This window comes from Parachitinimonas caeni (assembly GCF_030129945.1).
GTDB lineage: Bacteria > Pseudomonadota > Gammaproteobacteria > Burkholderiales > Chitinimonadaceae > Parachitinimonas > Parachitinimonas caeni.
Map to the genome: position 1 here is coordinate 14,067 of NZ_JARRAF010000011.1, position 13,921 is coordinate 27,987.

Sequence of the window (13,921 nt, forward strand, 5' to 3'; positions counted from 1 at the left end):
CGACCGCCTCCCGCAGCGAGGGCTGCCGACAGACGGCCGGCAATCCTCTCTGGGTAGGCAGTGTGACTTTCTATACTGAAATCAGTTGTTTGCTCTATTTCAGACGGGGGAAGTCATGAAGCCGAATCGGGTATTGCCATGGATGGTGGCCATGGCGCTGTGGGCACCGCCAAGTCTGGCAGGTGTGCCAGGGGAGTTTGTGCTGGCAGGCAAATCCAGTGGCGGGGCCAGCAAGCTCACCTTGAATCTGGATTTACGCCCGGCAACGGCCGACGTCGGCAAGAACGGCGTCGTCTTCGTCGCGGCATTCTGGCGGGGGGCGATTGTGTTCCTGACGCCCTCCGGCTGGGTGCCGGCTACCGGCGCCCCGATTCCGTTGCAGTCCGGCGTGCTCGCCACTGGCACGATCCCGCTCTTGAAGGATGCGGATGTCGCAGCCTTTGATTGTGCGCAAATCTATGCCGGCTATGGTACGGACTACAGCAGCATGCTGGCCAACCGCAGTTTTGGCCTGATCTACGGCACCAGCGGCGCCAGCAATGGGACGTGTGACAATACCGCGCTGGCGCCATTCAATGGCCTGGGGGCTGTCGAGGGTTATCTCTACAGTGGTAGCGGCGGACTGCAGCTATCGCCCAAGTCCACACCGCCAAGCGGGACTTCCGCGCTGTCCGGGGCGACGGTGGCCATCGGCAGTGTGCAGGGCACAACCGACAGTACAGGCTATTTCAGCCTGCGGGGCGTGCTGGCGGGGGGCGGCAAGCTGAAAGTCACGGGTGCGACGAGCGGCGAATTCGGGGTGACGGTGGTGTCCGATACGCTGACGACACTGGGTACCCCAAGTGTTAGCCGCCAGCAGGCAATCGAGTTGGTAAAGGCCGAAGCGACCAAGGTTGGCAAAGTGGCAAGCATGCTGATCATGGGCAGTCAAAACCCCTTGCCGACAGCTACCCGCGTGCGGTCGGCGCTGAAAAGTACCAGCGAACCGCTGGCATTTCGTACCTTGCCGGCACCTTCCTGGCTGTTCTGGGTGGACTTCGAACCTTATCTGGCGTTTGGCCACGCTACCGCCGTGGTGACCGTCGATGCCGAGACCGGCGCCGTGCAAAGTACCTTGATGAACAGCTGGCCGTCGATCAATGGCAGTGAGTTCTATCGTGGCGAGTACAACAAAAACTCGGACGACCTCGTGTCATTCCCGACCGAAGAACCGACCGCTGCGATTCCCCTGGCTTCGGTGGCTACCCTGTACGACATCCCGGCCGAAGCTTACGAGCCCGCGCCAGTCATGAATGACCACGTTGCTGGCTGTACCGACCCGAAAACCTACGCGCTGCTGGTGCGGGGCTATGACGAATCCGACAGCGCCCGTGATGTTGAAAACATCAAGAAGATCATGGGAACACGCGGCCTTGGCGCCAATCCCGACATTAGCGAATACCTGGCGGGCAAAGATACCGACCCGGTATCGGTACTACGGGCCAAATTCACCGAGCTGTACGCCAAAATGCGGCCGTGTGACACCTTCTTCCTCTATATATCGGCCCATGCCACCAAGCCCAACGACTTCACCATCAAAGGCGTGAAACTCAAAATGGGCGGCGTGCAGCTGGAACGCAAAGTCACACCACCTGTCGCAGACGACGCTGGAACGGCAGATGAGTTTTCCGTCATAGATGCCCAGTTCGAGAAAATGCCGGCCTGCCATCTCTATACCATTGTCGATGCCTGCTACTCCGGGGCCTGGATCCCCGAAATGAAGCGCGAGCTGGAAAACCGCACCGGCTTGAAAGCATTTGTGTTTACCTCCACCACCGATGCCGCCAAATCGGTCGGCTACAAATGGTGGTGGCCTACCGCCAGCACGGGTGGATGGTTCACGACCCAGCTCACCAGCGCCTGGCAGGATAGCTCGACCACCGCACAGTCTTCCGACCCGCCCGAACTCAGCGGCACCGAAGCTGGCAAGGCGTTCTCCAAACCCTATAACAGCTACCGCATTGGCTTACCGGGCATCATTGGCCAGAAGCCGCAGTTCTGGATTCGCAACAAGCCCGATGAAACCTGCGGGTGCAGCCTGGGCTTCAGCCTGACCAAGCCCACCACCGAAGTCGCCGCTGCCTTTACCAATGGAACGGGCAGCTGCGGTGCCAATACCACCTTCAATGACACCTTCAGCTTCAAGCAGGCTTGTTCCAGCTTCACCATGACTGAGTCGAACGGTAGCAGTTTCACCGGCACCATCGACGATGCCGGCAATGTCGCCGCGAGCCGGGGCGGCAGTGAGCAGATGAGCGTCAAGCTACAAACCAGTGGTAGCGGAACCGGCAGCTATGCCTTTACCAATGCCCAAGGTTGCAAGACGGTGTGGCAGGTGACTTTTACCCCCAAATAAGGAGGGATTGACCATGCCCGATGGCTGAGTGAGCCGGTGCAGACATCGGGCGGAGGGTTCTGCGGCGTGAGGTGAGAGGCTCATATTGCCTTTCAGGAGCCAAGATCGTTGGAAATCCCTACACCTCTCACTTGCACTCCGCACTTTCATGCTGCCTTGCGCGAAGGGCAGCCATGCTTTCATTTTCAGGAGCACTATCCATGCGGGTTGATCAGCTAGGCGTTTGCGTTTCACTGTCCATTTCCGCTGCCCTGTTAGGGCTAACGACACAGGCTGTGGCGGAAGAGCAGGTGTTTACCGGGGAAAAGGTACATTTAGGAATGGGCAGTGCCCAAGCCTTTGTGCGTAGTGAAAATGGACAGGCAACCGCTGTTGGCATCATGTTGAGCGCCGACTCGCTCAATGGCTTATCCAAACCCCAAAAAGGGCGCAGTGCTTATGCTTCATATTTAATTAAATTGCCTGCCAGTGGACCTAAAACAGTATTCGATCATATCGAAATCAATTGGGAGCCCAAAGGCCACCCCCCACCCAAGGTTTACGATAAACCACATTTTGATTTTCACTTTTATCTGAGTGGTCAACAAGCGCGGAATCAAGTGCATTTCAAGAGCGATGCCGATTCTGCTGATCCAAGCCAACAACCGCCCGCCGAGCAATTGCCTCAGGGCTTTATCGTGCCACCTGGAACTGCGGTAAATCGGATGGGGGTTCATGCGATCAATCCGGCCAGTCCGGAATTTCAAGGCAAGCCATTTACCAGCACCTTCATCTATGGCTATTACAATAAGCAACTTTCATTTTTTGAGCCGATGGTATCCCTCGATTTCTTGAAATCGAAGCCGCAGTTTTCAGAAAAGGTAGCGCGACCTGCAGCTTATGCCAAACCAGGCGCTTATCCCTCTGCATATTCAATTAAGTATGATGATCAAACTAAAATGTACACCATTGCTTTGGAGGAATTGAAAGAAGGGGGTTGATATATCCGATTGGTGGTGGAGGATTATCTGGCGTTACGATGAACTATCTATTAATCCCTATCTTCCGGTCTTGTTGATGGGTTTATATATCCATCAACAAGACCGATTTGCGATAAAACGTTCAGATTGGTATTAATCCTGCTAATTCTGGCGAAGCCATACCAGGAATAAATTCGATACATTCATAATCGGCGACCCCTGCCTGATAAAAGGGGTCGCACTGAATGATTTGATCAAGTACTGCCCGACTGGCTGCGTTGGCAATAATAATGCCACCCGTCCGAGGCTCTTTACGACCGGAAAGCACAAAATGGCCTGCCGCATAATGCTCTTCGAGAAATTTTCGATGCGCCGGCACCAAGCGGTCAACTTCTGAAAGGGCCGCTTTGTAATTAATTAAAACGATAAACATGCAAGGGTGCCTCATTTGCCTTCGTTGATTTGAATTAATCAATGCGTCGCTGATGACTTTATAAGCGACTGATTGAAATGTGTTATTTGGATTTTTCGAGTGGCGTTGATAGCAACCAATGACCCAAAGGCATCCAGAGAAATGAGGCCTGGTTTGATGAGGCCACTTTATAAATAAGGCCTGAGTCTGGTGTGCTATCGCATCCAGTATTTCAAGAATACACCTTATTATTGGTATGAGGTGTCAGAGCCCAAACAAAATCGCCACCTTTAAAGGTGGCGATTTTGTTTGGGGGTGAGTTGGTCAGTTACAGCTTCTCCAACACCTTGAAGTTCGCCAGCACGTTATCCGGCAAAGCTTCGAGGGGGGGCATCAGGTGGATGCGGTAGCGCTTGCTTTGCGCGGAGAGGATCAGCTCGCGTTCGGCCTCGTACTGCGCGGCTGGAATCACCATGAAACGCCCCAGCTGCGGATTGGGGCTTTCCGGCGCGTACACCGCGAAGAACGGATGGCTGCCGTCGGTGGGCGTCAGCTCTACCAATACCGGCGTTTGCGAGATCAGCTCGACCCCGACATTGACCTTGCCTTCGCGGTTCTTGGTGAGACGGCGCACGATACCGACCGCGAATTTGGTGTCCTTTTCTGCTTTGGCACCAATCAGCTCGCCGATTTCCAGTGCGTCGTCAAACGCGGCCCGGTAGTTGGCGCCGATGCCGGTAACGCTTTCATTTTCGACAATCCACTCTTCATGGTCGGGGGCGAACAGCTCGTTTTTATCCTTGTCGCCAGTGATGGTGGCCGGGCCAACGAACTGCACTTTCATCTGATTGCTGGTCGGTGCCTCGTTTTCGGGCTCGCGCATCTTCAGATTGGGCGAGTGCATGAGCTTGATGATGTCATCCAGGCTGTAGACAACGCGTACGCGCTTATTGGTGCTGGTGCGCTCATGCCGGCGGGCGAGGTTGACGCCATCGCGTGACCAGGCCAGCGCCACTTCGCTCAGCAACTGGCCAATGGCAGGCGCACGACCAGAGTCGAGATCACCCAGCTCGGGAGGGAACTTGCCTTGTTTGACCTTTTCCACGAGCTTCTGAACGTGCGCCACCAGATCGTCGGTTTGAAAGTAGCGGTAACGGTCTCCCACCATATTGCGGCGCAGCTTGGTGGGTGGGCGGGCATCGTCGAGGTTGACGGCAAATAGTTGGCGATGTGGCTTGATGTGATTTTCAAACTGCACCAGCGAGATCCAGTTGGGTAGCCAATGGTCGAGCAGCTCGATCTGCTCGGCCCGGCGCTTTTCGGGAATGGCCAGATGCAGCATCAGCAGGCGCAGATATTCCGCTTCGATGGTGGTGGGCTTCTGCCCTTCAAACATGGTGAGTGGCTTCTGGTGATAGCCCTCGGTGGTGGCATACAGGTAGAGCTTGTGTGTGTTGCGCCAGATGCGGGAGTCCACCTCGACATAGCGGCAATAGGCCCATTTGGCCTGCATGGCGAAGTAGTGCAGGGCACGCAGGTTGACGAGTTCGAGCTGCGGTTCCAGTGCCCGGCTCGGGCTGTCGGAATACTGTTTGATACAGACTTTGTAGCCATTGGCCATTTCATGCCAGAACGACATCAGCGTCGGCAGGACATGGCGCGGCTGCACTTCAGGGATGAATTCGTCCCCCTGATAGACAGCGATCAGGTAGCGTTCGAGCGGTTGGGCCTTTTCATCCAGATAGAGCACCGTCCGGAAACGCTCTTTGGCCTTGATCTTGGGATTGTGGTTGAGTCCGTTGAGTGCCTTGACGATTTCGACCAGCGCCTGCTGCATGTCGCTACGCGGCAACTGTTCCATCCAGGTGGTGGCAGACTTGATGTCATGCACCCCTTGCTTGCTATCCCTCCCGAAGAGGGCATCGACCATCCCTTTGAAATCAAACATGGTTGTTTTGTCCTGTCGGTGTTCGCTTGTTATTTAGGTTCTGTTGACGTTGGGTTTACCGTCGCGCCGGATCGAGCTTTGGGGCAGGGCTAGGCAGGGTAAGCGCGGTTTAGCGAGCTAAATAAGCGAACCCTAACGACGCCCTGCCCCAAAAATCGACCCGGCCCGCAGGGTTTCGCCGGAAAACGGCCTGGCCCTGTGTTGCAGCGCGCTTGCATAGAATGACTATGCGGCACGCTCTGCGCCTTGTTCCAGGCCGTTTTCCGACGAAACGCGACTGCAAACCTAACGTCAACAGAACCTAGATGCTATGTCCGGCTGGCTGGCCGCCCGCCGGAATGTCCCTCGTTTTGCTGCTGGCCTGTACAGAGTCCGGGCCGTGACCGATCAGCTGGTCAGGTTGTTTGCCTGAATCGAAGCGATGTGTGGCTTCAGCCATGTGGGTGACATCGCAACTTGACCGGTTCCCTTCGCGACCAACCCGCACGAACGGTGGGCGGCCAGTACCGATACGGTTGCGTTGCAATCTCGCCATACTTTGGTTGAACAAGATGACTGTGCTTCAAAGCCGCCATCTGCTTAGTTATGGCCGGGCATCTATCAATTTGGCAACCCTGAGCAGTGCCTCCTCTATGCGATCAGCATCGGTAGTATAGGCAAACCTTACATAATCACCGGGCTGATGCAGACAAAAGTCCAGCCCCGGTGTGATGGCAACGTGGGCATGTTCCAGCAGACGTTCGGCCAGGGCTTCGCCATCGCCCAAAGCGGCGCAGTTGGCCCAGACATAGAAAGCACCTTCCGGCATCAGGGGGATCGAGAATCCGAGCCGGCGCAAGCCGGCGACCAGCAAGTCGCGCCGGCTGGCCAGAATCTGCCGGCGGGCTTCGATAATGGCGTGGGTATCCGCTGAAAACGCTGCCAGTGCCGCGTACTGGGCGACTGTCGGGGGTGAGAGGAACAGGTTCTGGGCAAGCTTTTCGATGGCGGGAATATAGTCAGTGGGCACTACCAGCCAGCCCAGGCGCCAGCCTGTCATCTGGAAGTATTTGGAGAAGCTGTTGACCACGAATAGCTCGTCGCTGACCGCGAGAGCGGTTTCATTCGGCGCGTCATAAACCAGCCCCTGGTAGATTTCATCCACGATCAGCCGACCTCCCCGCAGCCGGATCGCTGTGTTCAGCCGGGCTATAGCCGGATTGGGCAGCAAGGTACCGGTCGGGTTGGAGGGAGAGGCGACCAGCGCGGCTTGGCTCCGTGGCGTCCAATGGCGTGTCAGCAAGGTTTCATCGAGCTGGTAAGCCGTCTGTGGACCGACCGGAATGTTCACGGCCCGCCCCTCCAGCAGCGCAACAAAATGCCGGTTGCAGGGGTAGCCCGGATCGGTCAGCAACACCTCATCATCCCGACCGATCAAGGCGGCCAGCGCCAGCAGCAAAGCCCCGGAGGCACCGGGGGTGACGATGATGCGGGCAGGGTCTACTTTTACGCCAAAGCGCTGCCAATAATGGCCGGCGATGGCCTCACGCAGTGCCGGGATGCCGGCGGCCGGTGTGTAGTAGGTACGACCATCCTGCAAGGCGCGGATGCCGGCATCGACGATGGGCTGCGGGGTCGCGAAGTCCGGTTCGCCCACTTCCAGATGGATGACATCGTGGCCGGCGGCGCTGAGCTGATGGGCGCGTTCGAGTATCCGCATGACATGAAAGGGCTCTATGGCGTCAATGCGGGCGGCAAGCGGGTGGGGCATGGGCTTTCCTCGGCTGGGGGGAGGGGTTGGCTATGGTAAAATGACGGTTTTCCATCCATTCATATTGCATAGCAGGCTGTCGCAACAGGCTGACGGGTGCGCGAATCCGTCGCAATGGCGGCGATCCCCAACCCGGCTTTGCTGCTTCTTCACCGCTATTTCTTATTTCTATCTAGGGTCGGTCCAGTGATTACCACTTCCAACATTACCATGCAGTTCGGCTCCAAGCCGTTGTTTGACAAGGTTTCGATCAAGTTTGGCGACGGCAATCGCTACGGTTTGATCGGCGCCAACGGCTGCGGCAAATCGACATTCATGAAGATTCTGGGCGGCGACCTGGAACAAACCGCCGGCAATGTCTCGCTGGAGCCCGGCGTGCGTCTGGGTAAGCTCAAGCAGGATCAGTTTGCTTACGAAGAGTGCCGAGTGCTGGATGTCGTATTGATGGGCCACACCGAAATGTGGGAAGTCGCCCGCGAAAAAGACGCGATCTACGCGAATCCGGACGCAACCGAAGAAGATTACATGCGCGCCGCCGACCTCGAAGCCAAGTTCGGCGAGCTGGGTGGCTACGATGCCGAGGCCCGTGCCGGGGCGCTGTTGCTGGGGGCGGGCATCCCGACCGAGCAGCATAATGGCCCGATGAGCGAAATCGCCCCCGGCTGGAAGCTGCGGGTTTTGCTGGCACAGGCGCTGTTCAGTGACCCGGACGTGCTGCTGCTGGACGAGCCGACCAACAACCTTGATATCAACACCATCCGCTGGCTGGAACACACGCTGAATGATCGTGAATCAACCATGATCATCATTTCGCACGACCGACACTTCCTGAACCAGGTCTGCACCCATATGGCCGATCTGGACTACAACACCATCCAGATTTATCCCGGCAATTACGACGACTACATGCTGGCGAGCATGCAGGCGCGTGAACGTCAACTCAGCGCCAACGCCAAGGCCAAAGAAAAAGTATCGGAACTGCAGCAGTTTGCCGCCCGCTTCGCTGCCAACAAATCCAAGGCTCGTCAGGCTACCTCACGATTGCGTCTGGCGGACAAGATCAAGTCAGAGATGGTCGAAGTCAAACCTTCCTCCCGCCAGAACCCGTATGTCCGCTTCGATCTGGAAGACAAGCAAAAGCTGCATCGTCAGGCATTCGAGGCAACCGAGGTGTCGTTTGCTTATGAAGAGGGCCCCACCATCCTCAAGGATCTCAACCTGATCTTCGAAGCCGGCCAGAAGCTTGCGGTGATCGGTGGCAACGGGGTGGGTAAATCCACACTGATGAAGCTGCTGGTAGGGCAGCTCAAGCCCCAGACTGGTTTTATCAAATGGGCGGATAAGGCAGAAGTCGGCTACTTCGCGCAGGATCATGAAGAAGACTTCTCGGAAGACATCACCCTGTTTGACTGGATGAAGCAGTGGAGCCAGCCAGGTGACGATGATCAAACCATCCGTGGCATTCTGGGCCGTCTGCTGTTTAGCGGCGATGACGTGAAAAAGTCGGTGAAAGTGCTGTCCGGCGGCGAGAAGGGGCGCATGCTCTACGGCAAGCTGATTCTGGAGCGACCCAATGTGTTGGTTATGGATGAACCCACCAACCACATGGACATGGAGTCGATCGAATCGCTGAATATGGCACTCGAACTCTACAAGGGCACGCTGATTTTCGTGTCGCATGACCGACAATTCGTCAGTTCGCTTGCCACACAGGTCCTCGAACTGAAGGGTGACGGCAGCTTCGTTCATTACATGGGCAATTATGAAGATTATCTTTCAAGTCAAGGACTTGAGTGATTTTTCTTGCTATTTTGCAGCGCACAAACTAGCTCTAGAGTAAGTGCCTCTTCAAAAAGTTCCTGGTTGGAGTATTTACTCTGTAAACGTTGTGTTTATAATGCGCGCCATCATGTAGCGAACGACAGGCGACAACAACTGTCGGCTACAGGCCAAATCGGTGGGCAGCTAAAGCCGGCCCCCGTCTGTGATGGCGCTCCTTGTTGAGCGCATCAACCAAGAGTGAATGCCGCAACGGCAACTCGACCGGATATTACAAAGAAGATGGATGGAGAAGGCCAGCACAACCGCCCGCGAGGGCGGTTGTGCTTTGCTACGGCTCAGCCTGCTCTGGCAGGCCCGCAAGCCACTGTTTGCTGCCCGTTTGCGATATATGGGCTCTTAGAACCTGTTTGCAAAGTGGCTGTGCGGCCGTAGTCCGAAGATGGGCAGCGCTCGGGACCGTCATGTATCACCCATACACTTCCGGTTCCTGCGTGCTACGCACATTCGGTTGACGACCGCCTGCTCTGTTTGCAGACAGCTTCTCACTCCTAGGAGATCGTTATGCGTTTGAAAGACAAGGTATCAATCATCACCGGCGCGGCCAGCGGTATTGGCCACGCAACCGCTCTACGCTTTGCTGCCGAAGGTGCAAAGGTTGTGGTGTGTGATCTCAACCGTGAAGGCATTGATGCCGTGGTGAGTGAGATCAAGCAAGCGGGTGGTGAAGCTGTCGGGTTTGAAGTCAACGTCACCAACAAACAGCAGCTTGCTGACATGGTGGCTGGCGTGAAAGACAAGTATGGCCGCATCGACGTATTGGTAAACAACGCCGGTATCGTTGCGGATGCACAACTCTACAAGATGACCGAAGAGCAGTTCGATCGCGTCATCGACATCAACCTCAAAGGTGTCTACAACTGCACCAAGGCGGTGGTAGATCACATGTTGGAACAGGGTTCCGGCGTGATTCTGAATGCCTCCAGCGTCGTTGGTCTCTACGGCAACTTCGGCCAGACCAACTACGCGGCAGCCAAGTTTGGCGTTATCGGCTTTACCAAGACTTGGGCCAAAGAACTTGGCCGCAAGGGGATTCGCTCCAATGCGGTTTGCCCTGGTTTCGTGGCGACCCCCATCCTCAAGTCGATGCCTGAGAAAGTCATCGCTGCGATGGAAGACAAGGTGCCGATGAAGCGCCTGGCCAAGCCTGAAGAAATTGCCAGCGTTTATGTCTTCCTGGCATCTGATGACGCCAGCTATATCAATGGCGCGGTGATCTCGGTCGATGGCGGTATGGTCATCTGATTTGCGCTGACCCAGCGTGCTGAGTGCAACAAAACCCCGCCCTCTGCGGGGTTTTGTTTGCGTGGTAGCTTGGCATTCTTTACTATCCAGCCCTTCCTTCTTGTTGCTGCTGCAAGCGAAGGAGTCGAAGCCGGCAATGCCGGCGGTTCGTACTCGTCTTGCGGAGTCTGCAACATGTCGCACTTCCAGCGTCTCGAAAAGGCGCTAAAAAAACTCAACGTTACCGTTAATTTTGAACGCGGTATCTATCGACTGTCCCGTCCGGATAGCGAAGCCACCGTATTACTTCCTGAATCCCTGCCGCTCGAAGCCAAGGCGGTCAAACAGCTGCTGGACTTTGCTGCGGTGCGTCAGCCTGGCCACGAAGGCCACGTCTGCAAAGCCTGTGCGACGCCAGACTTTCATCCTGGCTCAATCGCTCCGGTTGGCTCGGTGGTTGCTACGACGCCAGATTTGGTGATCCCGGCCGCCATTGGTACCGACATCAACTGCGGCATCCGGCTGATCGCTACAGGCATGGATCAGGCACATCTGGCACCGCATGCGGATGCCTGCATTGCCGCCTTGCGACGATGCCTGCTCGAAAATGGCCGCAATGTGCCAGTGCCCTCGAAAGCTTTTCACGCCTTGTTTGAACACGGTCCGGAAGCCTGGCTGGCTGCATTACAACGGGAAGGTGTCTGGGCCGGGGCGGATTTTGATCGGTTGTATCTGGAAATGGCCGAAGCCATTGGCTTGGACCGCTTTGAATCAGCGGCGCGCCATGCCCCGCCAGCGCTGATGCCAGAGCGTGAAGTCGTGCGGGACCCCCAGCTTGGCACGGTCGGCTCGGGTAACCACTTTGTCGAGCTGCAGGTAGTCGATGCAGTGCTCGACCGGCATCTGGCCTATCGCCACGGTTTGCGGGCCGGTATGGTCATGGTGATGATTCACAGCGGTTCACGCGATGTCGGCTTTTATGTTGGCCAGCGCTGGATGGATCGCGCCCGTGCCGAATGGCCGAAGGCCGTCAGTCACCCGGAATCCGGCCTGTATGGCCTGACAGGGCCGCTAGCCACGGAATATCTGCAAGCGATGGGGGCAGCAGCCCGTTATGCCTGGGCCAACCGTGTCGTGCTGGCTGAGCTGGTGCGGGAGGCGCTGGCGACCACGGCAGGGTGTGATGGGGGGCGCCTGATCGTCGATGTGCCACACAACGTCGTGATGCGGGAGCACGGGCTGAACATCCATCGCAAAGGCGCAACCCCGGCCCATGCGGGGGAGCTGGCTCTGATTCCCGGATCGATGGGCGATGCATCCTATCTGGTGGAAGGGCTGGGCAATGCCGACTGGCTGTGGTCGTGCAGCCACGGTGCGGGCCGACGCCTGCGGCGGCAGGCCGTGCGCGCCAGCAAGCTGACCGACGATGCGCCATATCCTTGGCACTGCGTGACATTACGTGAGGAGCGGCGGATCGAAGAAGCGCCGTCCGCGTATAAACCTGTTGGCCCGGTCATCGAGGCGCAAAGCGAAGCCGGCTTGATTCACCCTGTAGTCCGCCTGCGGCCATGGGTGACATTCAAAGCCTGAGCCAGAATGCGCTGGCGTGACGGTCAATCCAGTTTCAATACAGTCCAACCACGCATCCCGATGAAAGCCGGGTGTGTGAGATGCCTGAAGGAAAGACAGCATGAATCCGAATCCCTTGATCAAGGCGGACATTCTCCAGAACGATCCGCTGATCCTGACCATTGCGGCGGCGTTGTCCGAGCAGGAATGTCAGCAACTGATTGCGCGGAGTGAGCGCGAAAACGCCTATGACATTGCAACCATTCAGGGGCGTGATGGCGGAGAAACCCGTCTGGACATCCGCCATAACTGGCGCTGGATGGTTGACGACCCGCAATTGGCGGGCTGGTTGTTCGAGCGTCTACGACTTGCTTTGCCAGACCAGCTCAATGGCTGGCATCTGCAGGGGCTCAACGAGCGGCTACGCTTCTATCGCTACGATCCGGGCCAGACTTTTCGTCCGCATTACGATGGCGGCTTCGAGCGCAATGTCTTTGAAAGCAGCCAACTGACCCTGCTTATCTACCTGAATGAAGCGGTGCAAGGTGGGGCCACCCGGTTTTATCAGGATGACCCCAGCCTGCACGCCAGCGAAGACACCCTGCAGTACAGCATTGCGCCCAAAACCGGGCGGGTGCTGGTGTTTGAACACCAGCAACTGCATGAAGGTGCGCCCGTCGAGTCGGGTCGCAAGTATGTGTTACGAACCGATGTGATGTACCGCTGGCGCGGATAGGTGGGTAGCGGCGGCAGGCGGTGTCTGTGGGCGCAGGCAGCCGATTCCCAATAAGGTGGTTTCGATCGCTACGTCCAGTGGCGTGTGTGGCTCGAAACCGAGCGTATCGACCAGCAAGCGGTTGTCCATGCGGACTTCCTGTTGCCAGAGGTAGCGCATTTCCAGCAGCTCGCGGAAGGTGGCAACGAAGGGTGCGGCCAGACGCACCAGCCACCAGGGAAAGGCTTGCAAGCGGGGTTCGGCGCCGCCGTGACGTACCACCGCACGCTGAATGGCAAGTCCCAGCTCGCGACCATCCTCATCCCAGTAGCCGGCCATCTGGAAGCGTGCAAACGCTGGCAGGGTCTGGCGCCGCTGCAGGAGTTCGACCATGCAGCGGGCAACGTCGGGCAGGTAGGCAAACTGGTGGCCAACCCCCTTCCTGCCCGGTAAATAGACGGTGCTTACGGGGCGGCCCGGTTTAAGCATGCCCTGTGTCAGCCAGTTGTTGCCGCTTTGTGGGCCGAAGAAGTCACCCGCCCGCACGATGATGGCCCGGATGTCACCCTCTGCGGCGGCCAGAGCGAGGCGATGTTCCAGCTCCACGCGAATGGCGCCTTTGCGGGTCACCGGTCGTTGTGCCGAGGCTTCGGTGATCAGTGGAAATGCGTCGGGACCATAGTTGTAGACCGTGCCGGGTAATACCACAGTAGCCTTGTGGGCTTTGGCTGCGGCGATGGTGTTGTCGATCATCGGTAACACCAGCTCTGCCCAGCGCCGGTAGCCGGGCGGATTGACCGCATGGACGATGACCGAGCAGCCTTGCGCCGCCGCGAGCACGTCGCCGGGGTTCATGGCGTCACCGGTAACGCGCTCGATACCATCATGATGGTCTGAGTTGTGGCTACTGCGGACCATCGCCCGAACCTGCCAGCCCGCATTTTGCAATTGCCGCGCCACTTCGCCGCCAATCCCGCCGGTAACCCCCAGCACCAATACTTTTTGTTCGCTTCGCATGTCGCTACCCCTGTTGTGTTGTGGATGGGTGGATTATCAAGCGAGACCTTTCAATAGAAAATTGCCGAAATTTTGATAGCTGTTATACATTTT

General features: G+C 57.2%; 11 protein-coding genes. 7 read left to right on the plus strand and 4 right to left on the minus strand.

The genetic code is table 11. The features are described from left to right. Window positions 1-115 precede the first annotated feature (115 nt). Both PZA18_RS11025 and PZA18_RS11030 read left to right on the plus strand, forming a co-directional pair. Entirely contained in the window at window positions 116-2,395 is a 2,280-nt protein-coding gene (locus tag PZA18_RS11025) for a peptidase associated/transthyretin-like domain-containing protein (RefSeq protein WP_284100897.1), read from the plus strand. A 200-nt stretch (window positions 2,396-2,595) separates the two neighbouring features. Continuing rightward, complete coding sequence (locus PZA18_RS11030) at window positions 2,596-3,375, plus strand: DUF5602 domain-containing protein (protein ID WP_284100898.1); 780 nt, start codon at window positions 2,596-2,598, stop codon at window positions 3,373-3,375. Between the two features lie 121 nt (window positions 3,376-3,496). Here the strand turns inward: PZA18_RS11030 and PZA18_RS11035 are convergent, their stop codons facing one another. The 3 genes from PZA18_RS11035 to PZA18_RS11045 all read right to left on the minus strand — a co-directional run bounded on the left by PZA18_RS11035 (window position 3,497) and on the right by PZA18_RS11045 (window position 7,464). Continuing rightward, on the minus strand, window positions 3,497-3,787 hold the full coding sequence (locus PZA18_RS11035; protein WP_284100899.1) for a YciI family protein: 291 nt from the start codon (window positions 3,785-3,787) through the stop codon (window positions 3,497-3,499). A 307-nt stretch (window positions 3,788-4,094) separates the two neighbouring features. Then, on the minus strand, window positions 4,095-5,714 hold the full coding sequence (locus PZA18_RS11040; protein ID WP_284100900.1) for a hypothetical protein: 1,620 nt from the start codon (window positions 5,712-5,714) through the stop codon (window positions 4,095-4,097). A 583-nt stretch (window positions 5,715-6,297) separates the two neighbouring features. Continuing rightward, window positions 6,298-7,464: a pyridoxal phosphate-dependent aminotransferase gene (locus PZA18_RS11045; RefSeq protein WP_284100901.1), complete on the minus strand. Its 1,167-nt coding sequence runs from the start codon at window positions 7,462-7,464 to the stop codon at window positions 6,298-6,300. A 186-nt stretch (window positions 7,465-7,650) separates the two neighbouring features. Here PZA18_RS11045 and PZA18_RS11050 point away from each other — a divergent pair, with 186 nt between their 5' ends. The 5 genes from PZA18_RS11050 to PZA18_RS11070 all read left to right on the plus strand — a co-directional run bounded on the left by PZA18_RS11050 (window position 7,651) and on the right by PZA18_RS11070 (window position 12,832). Beyond that, window positions 7,651-9,261, plus strand: coding sequence for an ABC-F family ATPase (locus tag PZA18_RS11050; RefSeq protein WP_284100902.1), 1,611 nt, complete (start codon window positions 7,651-7,653; stop codon window positions 9,259-9,261). A 226-nt stretch (window positions 9,262-9,487) separates the two neighbouring features. Further along, window positions 9,488-9,646 (plus strand): hypothetical protein, encoded by a 159-nt coding sequence (locus PZA18_RS11055; RefSeq protein WP_284100903.1) that lies wholly within the window; start codon window positions 9,488-9,490, stop codon window positions 9,644-9,646. 161 nt (window positions 9,647-9,807) lie between these two features. Beyond that, on the plus strand, window positions 9,808-10,548 hold the full coding sequence (fabG, locus tag PZA18_RS11060; RefSeq protein WP_284100904.1) for a 3-oxoacyl-[acyl-carrier-protein] reductase: 741 nt from the start codon (window positions 9,808-9,810) through the stop codon (window positions 10,546-10,548). A gap of 174 nt (window positions 10,549-10,722) precedes the next feature. Further along, window positions 10,723-12,117: an RtcB family protein gene (locus PZA18_RS11065; RefSeq protein ID WP_284100905.1), complete on the plus strand. Its 1,395-nt coding sequence runs from the start codon at window positions 10,723-10,725 to the stop codon at window positions 12,115-12,117. A 100-nt stretch (window positions 12,118-12,217) separates the two neighbouring features. Then, window positions 12,218-12,832, plus strand: a complete 615-nt coding sequence (locus PZA18_RS11070) for a prolyl hydroxylase family protein (protein ID WP_284100906.1) — start codon at window positions 12,218-12,220, stop codon at window positions 12,830-12,832. On the opposite strand, the gene PZA18_RS11075 is transcribed toward PZA18_RS11070, so the two are convergent. Further along, window positions 12,797-13,828 carry an NAD-dependent epimerase/dehydratase family protein gene (locus PZA18_RS11075; RefSeq protein ID WP_284100907.1) on the minus strand — a complete coding sequence of 344 codons (1,032 nt, stop codon included), beginning with the start codon at window positions 13,826-13,828 and terminating at the stop codon, window positions 12,797-12,799. The genes PZA18_RS11070 and PZA18_RS11075 overlap by 36 nt on opposite strands. Window positions 13,829-13,921 lie beyond the last annotated feature (93 nt).